This is a genomic window from Nocardiopsis yanglingensis (genome assembly GCF_045809185.1).
Taxonomy (GTDB): Bacteria; Pseudomonadota; Gammaproteobacteria; order Xanthomonadales; family Xanthomonadaceae; genus Stenotrophomonas; species Stenotrophomonas yanglingensis.
The window spans coordinates 646875-666885 of sequence record NZ_JBJNRH010000001.1; the positions used below are offsets into that span (position 1 = coordinate 646875).

14 protein-coding genes are annotated in these 20011 nt (G+C 63.3%); 8 read left to right on the forward strand and 6 right to left on the reverse strand.

Annotated features, from left to right (window positions below; genetic code table 11):
• Window positions 1-82: 82 nt before the first annotated feature.
• On the reverse strand, window positions 83-430 hold the full coding sequence (locus tag ACJ7C5_RS03060) for a ribonuclease E inhibitor RraB (protein WP_088026674.1): 348 nt from the start codon (window positions 428-430) through the stop codon (window positions 83-85).
• Between the two features lie 23 nt (window positions 431-453).
• Complete coding sequence (locus ACJ7C5_RS03065) at window positions 454-2064, reverse strand: transglycosylase SLT domain-containing protein (protein WP_093999818.1); 1611 nt, start codon at window positions 2062-2064, stop codon at window positions 454-456.
• Window positions 2065-2186: 122 nt separating this feature from the next.
• Between ACJ7C5_RS03065 and ACJ7C5_RS03070 the strand changes: the two genes are divergently transcribed.
• Window positions 2187-3692, forward strand: coding sequence for a helicase HerA-like domain-containing protein (locus ACJ7C5_RS03070; RefSeq protein ID WP_412703013.1), 1506 nt, complete (start codon window positions 2187-2189; stop codon window positions 3690-3692).
• 87 nt (window positions 3693-3779) lie between these two features.
• On the forward strand, window positions 3780-4286 hold the full coding sequence (gene greB / locus ACJ7C5_RS03075) for a transcription elongation factor GreB (RefSeq protein ID WP_097048951.1): 507 nt from the start codon (window positions 3780-3782) through the stop codon (window positions 4284-4286).
• A 52-nt stretch (window positions 4287-4338) separates the two neighbouring features.
• Here the strand turns inward: greB and ACJ7C5_RS03080 are convergent, their stop codons facing one another.
• Together ACJ7C5_RS03080 and rimO are read right to left on the reverse strand one after the other, a co-directional pair.
• Entirely contained in the window at window positions 4339-5178 is an 840-nt protein-coding gene (locus tag ACJ7C5_RS03080; protein ID WP_412703014.1) for a DUF3025 domain-containing protein, read from the reverse strand.
• Complete coding sequence (rimO, locus tag ACJ7C5_RS03085; protein ID WP_093999814.1) at window positions 5175-6536, reverse strand: 30S ribosomal protein S12 methylthiotransferase RimO; 1362 nt, start codon at window positions 6534-6536, stop codon at window positions 5175-5177. Before rimO ends, ACJ7C5_RS03080 begins: the two co-directional genes overlap by 4 nt.
• A gap of 203 nt (window positions 6537-6739) precedes the next feature.
• Between rimO and ACJ7C5_RS03090 the strand changes: the two genes are divergently transcribed.
• The 3 genes from ACJ7C5_RS03090 to ACJ7C5_RS03100 are packed head-to-tail and all read left to right on the forward strand — an operon-like array spanning window position 6740 to window position 8012.
• Complete coding sequence (locus ACJ7C5_RS03090; protein WP_412703015.1) at window positions 6740-7411, forward strand: dienelactone hydrolase family protein; 672 nt, start codon at window positions 6740-6742, stop codon at window positions 7409-7411.
• Complete coding sequence (locus tag ACJ7C5_RS03095) at window positions 7408-7830, forward strand: HIT domain-containing protein (protein WP_014647910.1); 423 nt, start codon at window positions 7408-7410, stop codon at window positions 7828-7830. Before ACJ7C5_RS03090 ends, ACJ7C5_RS03095 begins: the two co-directional genes overlap by 4 nt.
• 14 nt (window positions 7831-7844) lie before the next feature.
• Complete coding sequence (locus tag ACJ7C5_RS03100; protein ID WP_005418011.1) at window positions 7845-8012, forward strand: LiaI-LiaF-like domain-containing protein; 168 nt, start codon at window positions 7845-7847, stop codon at window positions 8010-8012.
• Window positions 8013-8110: 98 nt separating this feature from the next.
• Here ACJ7C5_RS03100 and dcd read toward each other — a convergent pair whose 3' ends face one another.
• Window positions 8111-8683 (reverse strand): dCTP deaminase, encoded by a 573-nt coding sequence (gene dcd / locus ACJ7C5_RS03105; RefSeq protein WP_093999811.1) that lies wholly within the window; start codon window positions 8681-8683, stop codon window positions 8111-8113.
• Window positions 8684-9106: 423 nt separating this feature from the next.
• On the opposite strand from dcd, the gene ACJ7C5_RS03110 reads away from it, so the two are divergent.
• Window positions 9107-12085 carry a TonB-dependent receptor gene (locus ACJ7C5_RS03110; protein WP_412703016.1) on the forward strand — a complete coding sequence of 993 codons (2979 nt, stop codon included), beginning with the start codon at window positions 9107-9109 and terminating at the stop codon, window positions 12083-12085.
• A 72-nt stretch (window positions 12086-12157) separates the two neighbouring features.
• Here the strand turns inward: ACJ7C5_RS03110 and apbC are convergent, their stop codons facing one another.
• Window positions 12158-13012, reverse strand: coding sequence for an iron-sulfur cluster carrier protein ApbC (apbC, locus tag ACJ7C5_RS03115; protein ID WP_049447715.1), 855 nt, complete (start codon window positions 13010-13012; stop codon window positions 12158-12160).
• A gap of 213 nt (window positions 13013-13225) precedes the next feature.
• On the opposite strand from apbC, the gene ACJ7C5_RS03120 reads away from it, so the two are divergent.
• Together ACJ7C5_RS03120 and ACJ7C5_RS03125 are read left to right on the forward strand one after the other, a co-directional pair.
• Entirely contained in the window at window positions 13226-16033 is a 2808-nt protein-coding gene (locus tag ACJ7C5_RS03120; RefSeq protein WP_412703017.1) for a TonB-dependent receptor domain-containing protein, read from the forward strand.
• 361 nt (window positions 16034-16394) lie between these two features.
• A complete protein-coding gene (locus tag ACJ7C5_RS03125; RefSeq protein ID WP_088026682.1) occupies window positions 16395-19217 on the forward strand; it encodes a TonB-dependent receptor domain-containing protein in 2823 nt (940 codons plus the stop codon).
• The last annotated feature ends 794 nt before the right edge of the window (window positions 19218-20011 follow it).

A 20011-nucleotide genomic window follows, 5' to 3' on the forward strand; every position in this document is an offset into this window, starting at 1 on the left:
GGGGCGGGGGGGGGGCGGCCTCTCCTTTCCACCCCCCGGGCCGTGCGGGGCGGCCCCGGGCCCGCCACTACCGGTACGCGCGTTACTGCAAGGCCGGTGCCGGGCCGACGTCCATGCCGTCGTAGTCTTCCACGCCCTTTTCCGCGGCCAAGGCAGCGAATTCCTGGTTGCGGCGGTCCAGCGAGGCTTCGTCGTGGATTTCCACGCGCTCTACATGCAGCACGTGGAACGGCGCGTCACCCTCTTCCGGCTCCTGCTCGAACAGTTCGACGAAGCTGTAGCCCTGCGCCTGCAGGTGCTCTGCCAGTGCCTGCAACGGCTCGGCAGTGGAGTGCACGAAGAAGTACCCCCACAGCAACGGGCCGTTGATGTCCCAGTCGGTGTTTTCGCGGAGGTTGGCGAACAGGTTGCGGGTGTCTTCGAGGTCCATGCGGGTTCCAGGGTCGTGGGGGGTTACTTGTCGCAGCCCTGCAGCTTCAGCGTCTGGCCGTGGCGCAGGCTGTAGGCCGGGGCCTTCAGGCCGTTGGCACGGGCAAGGGTGGGCACGTCGCACTGGAACTTCGCGGCAATGGCGCCCAGGGTCTCGCCCTTGCCCACCTTGTGGCTGCGTACCGGCTTCGGCCGGGTGGCCGGCGCCGGGCGCGGCGTCGCCACTGCGGCCACCGGCGCGGTCGGCACGCTGGTGGATGCGGCTGCGTCGGCCACCGGCACGACACCACCCACCGCCACGCTGCCGGTATAGCTGGCCGCGGTCGGGCGCTTGATCGCCGCATTCAGATCGGCGGTGATCAGGGTGCGAGCCAGGTCGGCACGCGGGCCACTGACGCAGTTGCGCTGGTACAGGCCCGCGATGCGGGTGGTGGCGTTGATCAGCGTGCCGGCCGGAATCCAGCCATCGGCTTCATAGCGCGGATTGAGGTTGCGCAGCGCGCGCATGTAGCCATCACGGGTGCCGTGGCTGCCCAGGCAGATGGTCAGTTCGTAGATGGTGGTGGACTTGGCCAGGCGCAGCGTGGCCGGCTGGGCGCTGATCTTCGGGAACTCCACACCGTACTGCTGCGGGTGCAGGAAGATCCAGGCGGCGGCGATCACCATCGGCACATAGTCCTTGGTCTCGCCCGGGAACTGGTTGTAGACGCTGTCGGTCCAGAAGCTCTGGCCAGCGCTCTGCTTGAACACGCGCGCGGCACGGCCTTCGCCACCGTTGTAGGCGGCCACCGACATTTCCACGTTGTTGTTCAGTTCGCGCAGGCGCTCATTGAGGTAGCTGGCGCTGGCCTCGGCCGCACTGCGCGCGTCGAAGCGGGTATCGAAGCCGGTGCCGTCCGGGCCGAGGCCGAAGCGGCGTCCGGTGGCCGGCATGAACTGCATCAGGCCGGCGGCACCGGCACGCGAGGACGCATGCACGCGACCGTTGGATTCCTTGGCCATGATGCCGAACAGCAGTGCCTCGGGCAGGCCACGCTTCTCCCACTCCGGCCACATCACCGCGCGCAGGTTCTGGTAGTTCTCGTAACTGGTCAGCAGCGCCGGGCGCATGTCGGTCAGCCAGCGGCGGATGCCGGCCTGCACTGCCGGGTTGTATTCGACCATGCTGTCGAAGGCGTGCCGTTTGTCGTTCAGCAGTGCAGCAGCGCGCGCGGCCTCCGGCACGTCGGCGGTAAGCGGGCCGATATGGTCGGGGTCGGCTTCCAGGCGGTCACCGCCCTCGTCGGCCACGTCATCGCTGGCGGCCGCATCGGCGTCGTGCTTGAGCAGGCGCTTGTAGCTGGCCAGCAGGGTGCCCATCTGGCAGCCCTTCTGCTTCACGCAGTCGTTGAGGACATCTTCCATGTCCTCCAACGCCGCGTCGGCCTCGTTGCTGCCCTTGGGGTCGGCGTTGGCGACCAGCAGCAGGGCGTCGCTGTAACGCTTCTCGGCGGCGGTCATGCGCTGCTGCAGCGCATCCACCTTCACCTTGTCCCGGGCCGAAACCCGCTGTGCATGGGCGTCGGGCGCCAGGGAAACCAGGCCGGCCAGGGCCAGCAGCGGCCAACCGCGGGAAATCAGGACAGGAACGGGCATTGATGGCACTGTGTGCGAAACAGGCAGGCAGAGTAGCGGCGCCGCCAAGGTCCGGGCAAGCCGACCTTCGGACCGTCACCGCCGGCGGTTAACATTGGGCTATTCACCACAAGGGCTGGACCATGGATCCGATTCTGCTCGGCAAAGGCATCACCGACGATGTTGCCGTCACCCTGCTGCCGAAACTGGGCAACCGTCACGGTCTTGTGGCCGGCGCCACTGGCACCGGCAAGACGGTGACCCTGATGACCCTGGCCGAGGGCTTCTCGCGGCTGGGCGTGCCGGTGTTCCTGGCCGATGTGAAGGGCGATGTGTCCGGCCTGGCCGTACCCGGCACCGGCGCCGAGAACCTGCTGGCACGTGCTGCCGAAATCGGCGTGGCCGACTATGCACCGGCCGCCAGCCCGACCATTTTCTGGGACCTGTACGGCAAGCTGGGTCACCCGGTGCGCACCACGGTCAGCGAGATGGGCCCGACCCTGCTGGCACGCATCCTCGAGTTGAACGACACCCAGTCCGGCGTGCTCGACATCGTGTTCAAGCTGGCCGACGACCGTGGCCTGCTGCTGCTGGACATGGACGATCTGCGCGCCCTGCTTGGCCTGGTGGCCGAGGAGCGCAAGGACATTTCCACCGAATACGGCCTGGTCAGCGCGCAGTCCATCGCTGCGATCCAGCGTTCGGTGCTGCGCCTGGCGCAGGATGGCGGCGAGAACTTCTTCGGTGAGCCAGCCCTGGAACTGGCCGACATCATGCGGGTCAATCACGACGGCCGCGGCATGATCGGCATCCTCGCCGCCGACCAGCTGGTGCTCAAGCCCAAGCTGTATTCGACCTTCCTGTTGTGGCTGCTATCGGAGTTGTTCGAGCAGCTGCCGGAGGTGGGCGACCTGGACAAGCCGAAGCTGGTCTTCATCTTCGACGAGGCGCACCTGCTGTTCGACGACGCACCGGCCTCGCTGGTGCAGCGCATCGAGCAGGTGGTCCGCCTGATCCGCTCCAAGGGCGTGGGCGTATATTTCTGCTCGCAGTTCCCTGACGACGTGCCGGGCAACATCCTCGGCCAGCTCGGCAACCGCGTGCAGCATGCGCTGCGTGCATTCACCCCGCGCGACCAGAAGGCGGTGAAGACCGCTGCCGAAACCTTCGTGCCGAACCCGAAGCTGGACGTGGCCAAGGTGCTCAGTCAGCTCGGTACCGGCGAAGCACTGGTCTCCACGCTGCAGGACAAGGGTGTGCCGATGCCGGTGCAGCAGACGATGATCGCGCCGCCGCGTTGCCGGATGGGACCGATCACCGAGGCCGAGCGTGCCCAGGTGCGCGCCGGCAGTCCGGTCGGCAGCCGCTACGACACCGCGTTCAACCGCGAATCGGCCGCCGAACTGCTGGCCCAGCGCGCGCAGAAGACGGTCGAGCAGGCGCAGGCTCCCGCCGCGCGCAGCCGCGAGCAGGACGAAGCGCAGGAAGGCGGTTTCGGCCAGGCGATCAAGGATGCGATTTTCGGCACCAAGCGCCGCCAGGGCATGATCGAGACCATGGCCAAGCAGACCACGCGTACCGTCGGCACCAAGCTGGGCAACCAGATCGTGCGCGGCCTGCTGGGTGGCATCTTCGGCGGCAAGCGCTGATCTGTCGCTGCCGGGGTCAGAGCCCTTTCCGCTGGAAAGGGATCCGCCCCCTCTCCCCTTCGTCATCCAGAAAAGAAGTCGTACTGCATGTCCCGTTGGCGTCCCCCCGCAGAAAAAAGCACCGCCCTGATCACCGCCTCCGGCCACGCTCGATTGAAGGCCGAACTGGATGACCTGTGGCGTGTGCGGCGCCCCGAGGTGGTGAAGGCACTGGCCGCCGCCGCTGCAGAAGGCGACCGTTCGGAAAACGCCGAGTACACCTACCGCAAGAAGCAGCTGGGCGAGATCGATCGTCGCGTGCGCTACCTGACCAAGCGGTTGGAATCGCTGCGCGTGGTCGACACCACACCGACCGATCCGCAGGCGGTGTTCTTCGGTGCGTGGGTAGAACTGGAGAACGTGGACAGTGGCGACACCAGCCGCTATCGCATTGTCGGCCCGGATGAGACCGATGCGGGATTGGGTTGGATCAGCATCGATTCGCCGCTGGCGCGTGCGCTGCTGAAGAAACGGCTGGATGATGAATTTTCGGTGGAACTGCCCGGTGGCCAGTTCACCTTTGCAGTGATCGGGGTGGAGTACCCGCCGTTGTAGAGCCGAGCCCATGCTCGGCTGATGGGCAAACGCAGCCGAGCATGGCTCAGCTCTACAACGGCAACAGCGCCAGCGGCGGCGGGTACTGGCGGCCAGCACGCAGCGGGCGGAAATAGCTGGTATCTGCATAGAAGGCAGCGTCCTGCACCTGGTGCCAGCCAGGAATGCCAGCCAGCGGCAGGGGCCGCAGTTGCAAGGGATCGGTCACTGCCCTGCCCTCAGCGATGGCCGCGGTCACTGCGTCAACGCAGGCATCATCGACTTCGCCCTGCACCACCACGCACTTGCCAACCAGCAATCGCCCCGGCAGCAGTGCCTGTTCCATCAGCGCGTGCCCGAATACCGCAGCGATGGCGATGTCGCCGCTCAGCCAGTGTCTCGATTCGAACAGCGCACACCAGTCGTGCACATTCCAGGCAGCCAGCAGCGTGTGATTGCGCACGCGCACGATCACACCGGTTTCGTCGAACTGGGTCAGTGCCGCCTGCGCGCGATTGCGCTGGCCCGGCGGCATGGCCTCGATATGCCGGCATTGCTGCGCATTGAGCGCCAGCTTGAGCTGCGGGTAGCGGGCCCACACCAGTGCATTAAACAGGTCATGCCAGTTGTCGGCGCGGGTGGCAATACAGCCCTGCGCGATGCGGGCTTCATAGTGCAGGCCGTCTGCCAGCAGCGTGGCATCCTGCTCGACCAGCTGCTTGCCGGGCAGTGCGAGGCGTGCCTCGATCGCTGCAATGGACGGCCACTCCGGGCCTTCCAACAGATCACGAACATCGCGCAATCCGGTAAATACAGGGTGCGCGAACACCTGCGGATCGACCGCCGCACGCGGCGGCGGCACGAAGCGGCGAACACCGCTGCCGTCACCGGCGGCGGTCGTCGCTGCGGTCACAGCATCTTGAGATCGAATGCCGGACGGGTGGCGACCGGCAGCGCATCACCGTACAGGTCGTGCTCGTCGCTCTCGGTGATCTCCACGTCGACGAACTCGCCCACGCGCAGCGGCACCTGGTCGGCGTTCTGGATATGCACCAGACCATCGATCTCCGGGGCATCGGCCTTGGAACGGGCCACGGCGATATCGCCTTCGATGGCGTCGACCAGGCACTGCTGCACGGTGCCGATCTTGGCTTCCAGGCGCGCAGCGGAAATCTGCGCCTGCTTCTCCATGAAGCGGGCCAGGCGTTCCTGCTTCACTTCCTCCGGCACGGCGTCGGGCAGGTCGTTGGCGGTGGCACCCTCGACCGGCGAATAGGCGAACGCGCCGACGCGGTCCAGCTGCGCTTCGTCGAGGAACGACAACAGCTCTTCGAACTCGGCCTCGGTCTCGCCCGGGAAGCCGACGATGAAGGTCGAACGCACGGTGATGTCCGGCGCGATGCGGCGCCAGTTCTGCACACGCTCCAGGGTCTTCTCAACCGCGCCCGGACGCTTCATCAGGCGCAGGATGCGCGGGCTGGCGTGCTGGAACGGAATGTCCAGGTACGGCAGGATGCGGTTCTCGGCCATCAGCGGCACCACCTCGTCCACGTGCGGGTACGGGTAGACGTAGTGCATGCGCACCCACGCATCCAGCTCGGACAGGCCTTCGCACAGTGCCTTCAGGCGGGTCTGGTAGGCCTTGTCGCGCCACATCTTCTCGGCGTACTTCACGTCCACGCCGTAGGCCGAGGTGTCCTGCGAAACCACCAGCAGCTCGCGCACGCCGCCACGCACCAGGCGCTCGGCTTCGCGCAGCACCTCATCCACCGGGCGCGAGACCAGCTTGCCGCGCATCGACGGAATGATGCAGAAGCTGCACTTGTGGTTGCAGCCTTCGGAAATCTTCAGGTACGCGTAATGCCGCGGGGTCAGCTTGATGCCGTAGTCAGGCACCAGATCCACGAACGGGTCGTGCTTGGGCGGCAGCGCTTCGTGCACGGCCTCCATCACGCTCTGGTAGTCCTGCGGGCCGGACACCGCCAGCACGTTCGGGTAGGCCTCGCGGATCTGTTCCGGGCGCTTGCCCAGGCAGCCGGTGACGATCACCTTGCCGTTCTGGTTCATCGCCTCGCCGATCGCGTCCAGCGACTCGGTCACCGCCGAATCGATGAAGCCACAGGTGTTGACCACCACCACATCGGCCGAATCGTAGGACGGGACGATGTCGTAGCCTTCCGAGCGGAGCTGGGTAAGGATGCGCTCGGAATCGACAAGGGCCTTCGGGCAGCCAAGACTGACGAAGCCGACTTTGGGGTTCAGCTGGGACATGGAATTGCGGGACTCTGGGGGCCTGGGCCCCTGCCGTCGTGGCAGGGGTTCCTGGGGGCCGGGGCCTGAAAGGGCGCCAGTATACCGGGGTTGGCGGCCTCGCTCTGAATGACCAGCCGCCCGATCACGCACAGCCGCTGACATCGCGCTAACCCACGCAGCACCGACAATGCTGGTCTGTTCCCTGCAATGAGGTAGAAGCGATGGCCGAGTGGATCACCCTGGATACGCATCACGGCCCGGTACGGGCCTGGCAGGCCCTGCCGGAAGGCACCGCGCGTGGCGGCCTGGTGGTGGTGCAGGAAATCTTCGGCGCCAACCCGCACATCCGCGGCGTGGCCGAGCGCTTCGCGGCCGAAGGCTATGCGGTGCTGGCGCCTTCGTTCTTCGACCTCATCGATGGTGCCGAGGCTGATCCGGATGCCCTGCCCTACGACGCCGACGGCGTGAAGCAGGGGCTGGAACGGGTCAGTGCGCTGGGCATGGAAAAGGCGCTGGAGGTGGTCCGTGCTGCGGCAACCCGGCTGGCCCCCTACGGCAAGGTCGGCACCGTCGGCTACTGCTGGGGCGGCAGCGTCGCCCTGCTGTCCGCGCTGCGCCTGGGCCTGCCCTCGGTCAGCTACTACGGTGCGCGCAACGTCCAGTTTCTGGATGAGACGCCCAAGGCCCCGGTGATCTTCCACTTCGGCGCCCAGGACCGCAGCATCCCGCCGGAGGCTGTGCAGGCCCACCGCGAGAAGCTGCCGCAGATGGCCACCTACGTCTATCCGGCCGATCACGCCTTCAACCGGGAGGTCGGACATGCGTATGATCCAGACAGCGCCGCCCTGGCGCTGCAACGCACCCTGGACTTCTTCTCGGAGCATCTTGGATGAGCGAATTCGAACTCGATTCACGCCTGGCCACCGATAGCGTGCTGGTGGCCGAAGGACCGTTGTCGCAAGTGCGGCTGATGAACGACGAACGATTTCCCTGGCTGGTGCTGGTACCGCGCCTGGCCGGGGTGACCGAGTGGATCGAGCTGGACGGCGAGCAGCAGGACAAGCTGCGCACCGAGCTCAACCGCGCCTGCAAAGCCCTGAAGGGCGCCGACGGGGTGGAGAAGATCAATATCGGAGCGCTGGGCAACATCGTGCGCCAGCTGCATTTCCATGTGATCGGCCGCCATGACGGCGACCCTGCGTGGCCGGGACCGGTCTGGGGCAGCGGCCCGGCGCACCGCTACGAGCCGGCGGCGCTGGACCAGCATGTCGCCTACTGGAAGGAACGGCTAGGATATCCGGCCCAGTCCTGAGCCGTTGCCGACCGATGCGATTCAACCTCGTTGCCGCCGTCCTGCTGATCCTGATCGGCCTGTTCATGCTCGCCAGCAACCTCGGCTGGACGCACCTGAACCTGTCCAAGCTGCTGCTGACCTGGTGGCCGGTGGCACTGGTGGGCGTCGGCATCGCGATGCTGTTCGGTCGCGGGAAATGAGGTAGCGCCGGGCCATGCCCGGCGAGCGCAGCGCGCGGCCCCACAAACGGAAACGCCGGGCATGGCCCGGCGCTACCGATACGCGCTGACGCAGGCAGTCAGGTCCGCGGCAGGGTCACGCCGGTCTGGCCCTGGTACTTGCCACCACGATCACGATACGACGTCTCGCAGACGTCATCGGCCGCTGCCTGGAAGAACAGCATCTGCGCGACGCCTTCATTGGCATAGATGCGCGCCGGCAGCGGCGTGGTGTTGCTGAACTCAAGGGTCACGTGGCCCTCCCACTCCGGCTCCAGCGGGGTCACGTTGACGATGATGCCGCAGCGCGCGTAGGTGCTCTTGCCCAGGCACACCACCAGGGTGTCGCGCGGAATGCGGAAGTACTCAACGGTACGCGCCAGCGCGAAGCTGTTCGGCGGAATGATGCACTCGTCGGCGGTGATGTCGACGAAGCTGCCCGAGTCGAAGTGCTTGGGATCGACGATGGTCGAGTTGATGTTGGTGAACACCTTGAACTCGCGCGAGCAGCGCACGTCATAGCCATAGCTGGACGTGCCATAGCTGACGATGCGCTCGCCGTTGGCCTGCTTGACCTGCCCTGCCTCGAACGGCTCGATCATGCCGTGCTGCTCGGACATGCGGCGGATCCAACGGTCACTCTTGATGCTCATGCTCTGTCCTGTTGAACGAGGGGGAATCCGGGCTGCGCCCGAGGCGGCGATTCTACAGGCCAGCTCCGTAGACCGGCCATGCCGTCGCTCACGGCGCACAGGAACGGTGGCGCACCGCCAGGCCCCGGGGAGCCGCAGTCGATGCCGAATAACAAATGAGACTAACGCCGCCCATGAATTTCACTTACCACATATCCGTGTCCATTTCCATCGCAGCCTTTCATCTGAAACAAACTGAAATAAAAAAATATTTCTCATTTATTTCAACAACATAACTCAATATTCGACGCTCGCCCTGGACATGAGCGCCAGATGAATATTGCAGGAACAAGAATTCATCGTTACGGTTTCATTCATCCTGAACGATTCGTTCAGGTAACCCTGAAACGAACCGACTTCCCTCTGCAACCGCAAAGGAACACGATGAATCTGAACGTCAATGGACGCGTCCTGAAGCGCACCGCACTCGCGGTCGTCCTGGCCGCAATGGCTGGCACCAGCTATGCCCAGAGCACTGCGGGCGACATCATCGGCACGGCTTCGTCCGCCGACAAGATCCAGGTGAAGAGCCTGGCCTCGGGTGCGACCCGCGAAACCACTGTCAGCAGTGACGGTCGATTCCGCCTGTCACAGCTGCCAACCGGCACTTACGAGGTCATCAGCTACAGCGGTGGCACCCAGGTAGGCAGCACCCGCGTGAACGTCGTCGCCGGGCAGACCACCACGGCGACCTTTGCCGCCGGCAACGCCACGTCGCTGGAAACAGTCAACGTGCGCGCCACCGGCACCGCACCGATCGACCTGAGCAGTGTTGAAACCCGCACCACATTCACCGCCGAGCAGCTCAACTCCCTGCCGGTAGGTCGCGACGTCACCAGCGTTTCGCTATTGACTCCCGGCACGGTCGCCTCCAGTGGCTACTTTGGCCCGGCGTCCTTCGGCGGCGCGTCGGCTGCGGAAAACAGCTATTACGTCAACGGCTTCAACGTCACAAATCTGTACGACAGCCTGTCGTTCTCGGAGATTCCGTATCAGGCGATCGACCAGCTGGATGTGCAGACCGGCGGTTACGGCGCCAAATACGGCCTGTCCACCGGCGGTGTGACCAGCGTCAACGTGAAGCGCGGCACCAACGAATGGAAGGGGGGCTTCTCCTGGACAGGCGCGCCGGACTGGGGCCGTTCGAAGATTCCGAACTCGCACCGCAATGACGGCCAGATCTTCCGTGACTACAGCAGCTCGGCCAGTTCATCCAATGTCTACTCGGCCTGGGCCGGTGGCCCGCTGATCGAAGACAAGCTGTTCGTCTTCGCAATGGGGCAGTTCAGCAACTCCAAGAGCACCACCTATGGCAGCCGCTCCGAGTACAGCAATGCCAGCGTCGGCGGCACCTCCTACGACTATGAAGTAAAGACTCCGTACTGGCTGTTGAAGGTCGACTGGTATCTCAACGAGAACAACCACCTCGAGTACACCGGCTTCGACAACAGCAACCGCTACACCTACGACTACTACAACAACGTCTACAACGTCGCGGACGAACGTTCCAACCGGACCACCTACAAGGGTCAGCTGGTTGGCAAGCGCGGTGGCCAGACCGACATCTTCAAGTGGACCAGCTACCTGACCGACAACCTGACCGCATCGCTGCAGTATGGGCAGATGCGCAACCAGGCATCGGAATTCACCATCGACCCGAAGGGCGTGATGAGTTCGTACAACGGTGACGTGCATTCACCCGATGGCGCCTGCCCGTACGTCGTCTACAACGGCACCGTGATCGGATGCTCGGTGGCCAGTCAGGTCGACCTGATGGGCGGCAAGAACGAGCGCAAGGGCGGCAAGCTCGATTTCGAATGGCAACTGGGCGACCACCGCGTGGCCTTCGGCTATGGCAACGAAAAGTGGGATTCCCGCCAGGGTACCGCCTACTCCGCCGGTGCCTACTGGAGCATCAATTCCGCCAGCAAGACCGCGGTCCGCACCAACTACCGCACGGGTGGCAGCGTCCGCATCGAGCAGAACTCCTGGTACCTGCAGGACAACTGGCAGGTCACCGACAACTTCATGCTGTACCTCGGTGTCCGCAACGATTCGTTCAAGAACAAGAACTCCGACAACATCACCTTCGTCAAGCAGGACAACATCTGGCAGCCGCGCCTGGGCTTCTCCTGGGATACCACCGGCGACGGTCGCAGCAAGCTGTTCGGTTCGCTGGGCCGCTACTCGCTGCCGATCGCAGCCAACGTCGCGCTGCGCGCCGCCAGTGCCTCCTACTACACCGCCGACTACTACACCTATCTGGGCTCCTATGATCCGGTGTCGGGCAAGCCGAATGTCGCGCCGACGCCCTACCGCAGTGAGGTCTACAACGGCGAGAACGGCACCCTCCCGGATCCGCATGCCGTTGCCAGCCGCGGCCTGAAGCCGTTCACCCAGGACGAAGCCATTCTCGGCTACCAGTACCAGCTGTCGAGTGCCAACGATTTCCTCAATGACTGGACTGTCGGCATCAAGGCAACCTATCGCAAGCTGCACAACGTCATCGACGACACCTGCGATTCGCGTTCGATCTACAACGCAGCAAAGGCCGCCGGTTACGACCTTTCCGGGTGGGACAGCGAATGGGCCGTGCCGGGCAACCTGCCGGGCTGCTATCTGTTCAACCCGGGCAAAGATCTGAACCTGTCGCTGGATGTGGATGGGGATGGCAAGCCGGATTCGATCAGCGTTCCAGGCAGCCAGCTGGGCCCCAAGGCCGAGCGCACCTACAAGGCGCTCACCCTGAGCGCCGACAAGCGCACCGACCGCTGGTACGCCAGCCTGTCCTACACCTGGTCGAAGCTGGACGGCAACTACGAAGGCCTGGTGAAGAGCAGCAACGGCCAGGATGATACCGGCACCACCTCCGACTTCGACTTCCCGGAGATCATGTATGGCGCCAATGGCTACCTGTTCAATGACCACCGCCATTCGATCAAACTGTTCGGCTCGTACGACTTCACCCCGGAATGGCAGCTGGGCCTGAACATCCAGGCACAGTCGGGCTCCCCGATCAGCTGCTTCGGCGGCGGCTTCGACGGCGACGAAGGTACCTTCGGCACGGAGTACGGCTATGGTGCTGCTTTCCACTACTGCAACGGCGAACTGTCACCGCAAGGGAAGTCCGGGCGTACGCCGTGGACGGTCAATGTCAGCCCGAGCCTGACCTACCGCCCGAACTGGCTGTCCGGCCTGAGCATCCAGGCATCGGTGCTCAATGCCTTCAACAACATCAAGCCGGTGCAGGTCTACGAAGTCACCGAGAATGTGGATTACGGCCGCGTCTACAACGACTACGGCGTAGGCAAGTACTACACCACGCCGCGCTACGTCCGCTTCCAGGTCCAGTACGACTGGTAATCGGACAACTCTCCAGGAAAGCTCCAACTTGCCGCCGGCCTTGCGCCGGCGGCTTTTTCTTTGCAGCTGTGATCAGAGCAGCGACGACAGGATTGGAATCGAAGCACGCGGGCGCTTGCCTACCTCTTCGATCAGGCGCTGCGCGGCATGGCGGTAGGCCTGGGCCGGGACCGAATCGGGCTGCGCCACGGTGATCGGCGTACCAGCGTCGCCCTGCTCACGGATGCCGATCTGCAGCGGCAGCGAACCCAGCAGCGGCACACCGTACTGCGCTGCCATGCGCTCGCCACCGCCCTCGCCGAACAGATGCTCGACGTGCCCACAGTTGCTGCAGGTGTGCACCGCCATGTTCTCGACGATGCCCAGCACCGGCACTTCGACCTTCTCGAACATCTTCAGCGCCTTCTTCGCATCCAGCGTGGCAATGTCCTGCGGCGTGGTGACGATCACTGCACCGGCCAGCGGAATCTTCTGGGTCAGGGTCAGCTGGATGTCACCGGTACCCGGCGGCAGGTCGATCAGCAGAAAGTCCAGGTCGTCCCACAGGGTGTCGTTGAACAGCTGGGTCATCGCCGACGTGGCCATCGGCCCACGCCAGATCATCGGCGTGTCTTCTTCAATCAGGTAGCCGATCGACATCGTATCCACACCGAACGCACGCAGCGGCTCAATGCTCTTGTTGTCGGGGCTTTCCGGGCGGCCAGACAGGCCAAGCATGGCCGGCACGCTTGGGCCGTAGATGTCCGCATCGAGTACGCCTACGCGTGCACCAAGCTGCTGCAGCGCCACTGCCAGGTTCACCGACGTGGTGGACTTGCCGACACCGCCCTTGCCCGATCCCACCGCGATCACGTTGCGGATGCGCGCATGTGGCGTGAGTCCCTTCTGGACCTGGCTGGCATGGGGACGGCGGGGAGAACTGTTCACAACGAGCACCGGCGGGGTCAGGGGGATAACCCAGCATCATACAAGCTGGACGTAGCCTGACTGAAATTCAGGATTGCTACAGATTCGTGCACAGATTGTTAAGTTCATGTTACGTTCGCAAAGCACTGTTTTTGGCTGCAGGGCTGGCTTTCCAGCGCGCACGATGGCGCATGCGCAGTGCCGTTTTTGTTATTTGCTCTTTATTGGAACTACATGAACTACGTAAGCAACACCGCACGTCGCAGTACGCTCTCCGTCGCCCTGATCACCGCTCTGATGGCCGCCGCCCCGGCAATGGCCCAGGACAAGGCGACCAACCTGGACAAGATCACCGTCACCGGTTCGCTGATCCCGCAGACCCAGGTTGAAACCCAGACCCCGGTGATGTCCATCACCTCCGAAGACATCCAGGCACGCGGCTTCACCAGCGTTGCCGAAGTCCTGCAGCAGTCCTCGCTGACCACCGGCGGCCTGCAGGGCGGCCAGACCTCGGGTGCCTTCACCCAGGGCGCCGAAGCCTCCGGCATGTTCGGCCTGAACCCGGGCTACACCAAGTACCTGATCAACGGCCGCCCGATGCTTTCGTATCCGGCGCTGTACAACGGCAGCGAGTCGTTCAACAACCTCAGCGGCATCCCGGTCGACATCGTCGAGCGCATCGAAGTGCTGCCGGGTGGCCAGTCCTCCCTGTACGGTTCGGATGCCATCGCCGGCGTCGTCAACATCATCCTGAAGGAGCGCATGGACGGCGGCACGATGACCGTCCGTGGCGGCACCTATACTGAAGGTGGCGGCAGCAACCTGCGCATCAGCGGCGCGCATGGCTTCACCGCCGTCGACGGCCGCTTCAACGCACTGGTCAACGTCCAGTACGAAAAGGGCAACCCGATCTGGGGTTACCAGCGCGATATCACCCGCCAGAACAACCCGGTCGGCTTCAGCCCGCAGGCTCCGTCGAATGACTTCCTGGTCACCGGCGGCGGCAAGTACTACATGATGGACCCGAGCCGTTGCGCCAACGTCGCCGGCCTGTACGACGGCACCACCACCGTCGGCTTCCGCGAAGGCAAGGGTGAATCCTGCGGCTCGATCTACAGCGCGGGTTACAAGACGCTGAAGAATTCCAAGGACAGCGGTCAGTTCTACTCGACCATGACCTTTGATGTGAACGACAACCTGCAGCTGTTCGCCGACGTGCTGTACAGCAAGGAGAAGACCGAGTTCACCTCCGGCTCCAGCGCCCTGTGGTGGGGCACGCAGTCGGGCATGGGCGGCTTCTACGACCAGGGCCTGGGCAAGGTCGTGAACCTGCAGCGCGCCTTCGCGCCGGAAGAAATCGGCGTCGGCGACTACAACAACATCCTCAATGCCGACCGCAGCCGTTCCTACCAGGTCACCCTGGGTGCGAAGGGCATGTTCGGTGACTGGGACTACAGCGCCAGCTTCACCCGTGGCGAGTACCGCCTGGACCAGGACCGCTTCGTGCGCTGGAAGGACAAGATCAACGGCTTCTTCGCCGATCGCGTCCTCGGCCAGGAACTGGGCACCTACATCGACCCGACTACCGGTGGCAAGTTCGGCATCTACAATCCGAACTATGCGGCGTTCTACTCGCCAATCACCCCGGAAGAGTTCGGTAGCTTCACCGGCTACGGCACCCATCACAGCAAGACCTGGCAGAATCTGGGGCGCGTGCAGCTGACCAACGGCTCGCTGTTCAGCCTGCCGGGCGGTGACGCCGGCCTCGCCGTGGTCCTGGAGGGTGGCAGCGAAGGCTGGAACTACTCCCCGAACCAGTCGTTCATCGACGGCAACGTCTGGGGCACCACCGCCGTGGCCGGCGCCGGCCACCGCAGCAACTATGCGGTGACGTCCGAACTGCGCATGCCGCTGCACGACATGGTGACGGTCAGCGCCTCGGGCCGCTATGACGCCTTCAAGATCGCCGACAGCACTGTCGACAAGGCCACCTACAGCATCGGTGTCGAGTTCCGTCCGCTGGAAAGCCTGCTGTTCCGCGGCAAGTACGGCACCGCCTTCCGCGCGCCGACCCTGTCCGATGCGTTCCAGGGCATGAGCGGTTCGTACTCGTCCAGCCAGAACGACTACTACCGCTGCAACCAGGCGGGCTTCGGGCTGAACGACGACCTGTGCCCGTACTACAAGAACACCTCGGTCTACAGCGAAAAGTCCGGCAATCCGGACCTGAAGCCGATCACCGCCGACGTGTGGAGCGCGGGCGTTGTGTGGGCACCGGTCAGCAACTTCTCGCTGTCGGTTGACTACTACAACTGGAAGATCAAGAACGAGGTCAAGACCCTGAGCAGCGACCAGCTGCTGCTGGCCGAGTACGCCTGCGCCACCGGTGCGGTGAACAACACCTCGGCCAGCTGCCAGGATGTTGCCAACTGGATCACTCGTGACAACGCCGGTGCGATCACCCGGGTCTACACTCCGAAGCTGAACGTGGCCAGCCAGAACCTGGAAGCCGTCGCCGTCAGCGCGAAGTACCAGCAGGACATCGGCCGTTTCGGCTCGCTGAACTTCTCCGGCAACTACACCAACATGCTGAAGCGTGAGCTGCAGCCGCTGCCGGGTGCCCAGAAGATCGACCTGCTGAGCGACCCGTACAACATGTACTACTACGACAACTACGCCAAGGTGCGTGGCGACCTGTCGGTGGCATGGAACATCGACAAGTTCACCACCACCGTGTACGCGAACTACGTCGGCAGCACGCCGAACTACGTCGCCTACCTGGGCCGTAGCTACGACTACACCAACCGCTACGGCGCCAAGGCCGGCAAGTGGGGCTCGTACACCACGTACAACATGAGCTTCGCCTACCGCGCACAGGAAGACCTGACCCTGTCGCTGATGGTCAACAACGTCTTCAACAAGATGCCGACCGGCCAGCGCTACAGCTACGAGGGTACCGACGGCTCCCCGTACAACAGCGCCTTCTACAGCATCTACGGCCGTTCCATCCAGGCTCAGATGAAGTACGACTTCGGCAAGTAATCCCGTCGTTTTCCGGACTTCGTGTCTGGACCAGGCCCCGCTTCGGCGGGGCCTTTTTTTGGCACTGAACAAACCGGAAAATAATCGAATGAGTGTCTCGATTATTAATCACCCTCATTTGATCGAAATTCATTCCGCCATACTCAGCAAAACCAGACAATATTCGTAAGTTATTGTTTTAAAAAACAAGGAAGCGGAATTGTGACGGCACCCGTCAACCTCGGTGACAAATCGGCGCATTTCAAATTAAGTGCATGTTAGGTTTCAGCCACCGCGCGCGGCATGATCCGCTGACGCGGGCGAACAGAAACCGAGCCCTTGGAAGGGAAAACGCGTTCTTACGATCACACGGAGTAATCGCATGTCTCGCAGTCGCTTCTTGTTCTCACGCCACCCGCTCACCAGTGCCGTGCTCAGCGGCTTGTTCCTTGCCAGCGCCAGCACTGTCGCGCTCGCTCAGGAAAGCAAGAGCGCGGCCACCAACCTTGACCGCGTCACGGTCACCGGGTCGCTGATTCCGCAGACGCAGATCGAAAACCAGACGCCGGTGCTGACAATCAGCGCCGAAGCGATCCAGGCGCGCGGCTTCTCCAGCGTCGCTGAAGTGCTGCAGCAGTCCTCGCTGACCACCGGCGGCCTGCAGGGCGGCCAGACCTCCGCGTCGTTCACCCAGGGCGCCGAAGCGGCCGGCATGTTCGGCCTGAATCCGGGCTACACCAAGTACCTGATCAACGGCCGCCCGATGCTCTCCTACCCGGCGCTGTACAACGGCAGCGACGCGTTCAACAACATCAGTGGCATTCCGATCGACATCGTCGACCGCATTGAAGTCCTGCCAGGCGGTCAGTCGTCGCTCTACGGTTCGGACGCGATCGCCGGCGTGGTCAACATCATCCTCAAGGAACGCATGGACGGCGGCACCCTGAACGTGCGTGGCGGCGCGTACTCGGATGGCGGCGGCGCCAGCTTCCGCGTGAGCGCGGCCAACGGCTTCAACAGCCGCGACGACCGCTTCCGCGCACTGGTCAACGTGCAGTACGAAAAAACCAACCCGATCTGGGGCTACCAGCGCGACATCACCACGCAGAACAATCCCCGGGGCTACACCCGCCAGCTCCCCTCGAACGACTTCCTGGTCTTCGATGCGGAAACCGACGACTTCCTGATGATGGACCCGAACAACTGCGCCGGCGTTGCCGGCCAGTTCGACGGCACCACCATCCTCGGTACACGCCGCGCTGGACAATCATGCGGCTCCGCGTTTGGCGCGGGTTACAAGACGATCAAGAACAGCAAGGAAAGCAGCCAGTTCTATTCGTCGCTGACCTACGATGTGAATGACAACCTGCAGCTGTTCGGCGACGTCCTCTACAGCTACGAAACCGTCAAGTACAACACCGGTGCCGGCTACAACTACTGGGGCACGGATATCAGCATGGGTCCGTTCTTCGATCAGTCCAGCGGTCGATATCTGGGCCTGCAGCGCGTGTTCGCCCCCGAAGACATCGGCGGCGGTGGCTACCGCGACATCATGAATACCGACCGCAGCAAGTCCTATCAGGTCACGTTCGGCGCGCGCGGTTCGATCGGCAGCAACTGGGATTACGAGGCCAGCATCACCCGCGGCGAGTACAAGCTCAATGAGCGCGGCTATGCGCGCTGGAACGATCCGATCAACAACTGGTTCGCCGACAACGTGCTGGGTCCGGTGCTGGGCGAAACCGATGATGGCTACAGCATCTACAACCCGAATTGGAACGCCTTCTATTCCAAACTGCCAGACGGGGCGTTCCAGAGCTTCACCGGTTTCACCACCAGCCGCAGCCGCACCTGGCAGACCCAGACCCGGGCCCAGCTCACCAACAGTTCGTTGTTCAAGCTGCCCGGTGGTGATGCCGGCTTTGCGGCAGTGGTCGAGGGCGGCAGTGAAGGCTGGGACTACACCCCGGATGTGCGCCTGACCGACGGCACCGTGTTCGGAACCACCTCCGTGGCCGGCAATGGCCACCGCAGCAACTATGCGGTGACCGGCGAACTTCGACTGCCACTGCACGACATGCTGACGGTGACGGCCTCGGGTCGGTATGACAACTTCAAGATCGCCGGCCATACCGTCGACAAGCCAACCTACAGTATCGGCGTCGAGTTCCGGCCCTTCGAAAGCCTGCTGGTCCGCGGCAAGTACGGCACCGCGTTCCGAGCACCCTCCCTGCCCGATGCTTTCCAGGGCAAGAGCGGCTACTACGCCAATGGCTCCAAGGACTATTACCGCTGCGGCCAGCTCGGTTTCGATCCGTCCAACACGGTGGACTGCCGCTATGGCAGCGTGTCGGTGTTCGGCACGCAGTCGGGCAATCCGGCACTGAAGCCGATCACTGCCGATGTGTGGAACGCCGGGCTGGTGTGGGCGCCGATCAACAATCTGTCGGTGTCGCTGGACTACTACAACTGGAAGATCAAGAACGAGGTCAATACCCTCAGTTCCGACCAATTGCTGCTGGCCGAGTACTACTGCCGCAACGGCCTGACCAACACCGCGGGCGCCACCTGTGACGAGGTGGCCAACTGGGTCACCCGTGACGCCACCGGCGCCCTGGAGGAGATCTACACACCGAAGCTGAACGTGGCGCGCCAGAACCTCGAGGCGCTCACCGCGAGCTTCAAGTACGTGCAGGACATCGGCCGCTTCGGCTCCCTGCAGTTCGCCAGCAACTACACCAACATGCTCAAGCGCGAACTGCAGCCGCAGCTCAATGATCCGTTCCTGGATCTGCTCGGCAACCCGTACGCAATGTGGGTATATGACTCCTACGCCAAGGTCCGCGCCGACGGTTCGATCGGCTGGGCGTTGGACAAGTTCACCACCACCCTGTACTTCAACTACATCGGTCGCACGCCGAACTACATGTCCTACCTGGGGCGCGGCTACGACTTTGTCGACCCGACGTCCGGCTACAAGGCCGGCAAGTGGGGCTCGTACACCACCTACAACCTGAGCGTAAGCTATCGCGCGATGGACAACCTGACGTTCTCGCTGATGGTCAACAACCTGTTCAACAAGGTGCCGGACAACCAGCAGCACTCCTACGCCGGCAACATCGACGTGCCCTACAACAACTCCCTGTACAACGCCTACGGACGGGCGATCTATGTGCAGGCGCAGTACGACTTCGGCAGGAAGTAAGCCCATTCCCTGTTGAACGCCCCGCCCTCGCGGGGCGTTCCTGCAGCGCACCAGGACCCTGCTTCGGCGCCCCTTCCGACCAATACGCTGAATAGAACTTAAGTATTTACTTGCTTGCAATAGCTTTCTGAAGAGTCCCGGAATCAAACCATGCCGACCGGGCACCACTCCCAAGGCCGTTAGATGTGAACGGAATGAATTCAAGAGATTCCACTCGACGCATTGGAAGCACCTCGACCTCAATCCACTGAGCTCCGCACTGGCCTCAATTCTGGATGCCTCGGCCACTGCGTCCGCCTTCGCTCGTTACGGAAGCGGCCAGGGAAAGGCCGCTGGCCACCACGCTCCCAAGCTGGACCAAGTCATAACTACCCGAAGGCCAACTTGACCGGTCGCTACGCTACGTCGGCGGCGTCGAACCACTGGCAAAAGACGCTGCCGCCTCGTGCATTCTCGAGGTGACACCGCAAGGCGGCCTGCCCGGACCGGCAGCAGGTGGTGAGATGTCCCACCTTGCAAGCCAGTCCGGCCAAACCCTGACCGCCTCCCTCCTGCAGCTGAACGCTCAACGCAGGCATGTAGGGCAAAACAGCCCCTTGGGTTCCCGTCTGCGGACCTTTCCCACGCAAAGCCAACCGCCGCTTTGCGCAAAGTCAGTCTTAACAGCCCATTCAGCATCCCCTTTCCGATCTCGATGGCGTGATTACAACTGATACCAAGTGACTGTATTTGTTGCAATTTTATGTAGCTAGCTGATGCGAAATGTGTCAATGCATGCCGTAAATGGCCACTTT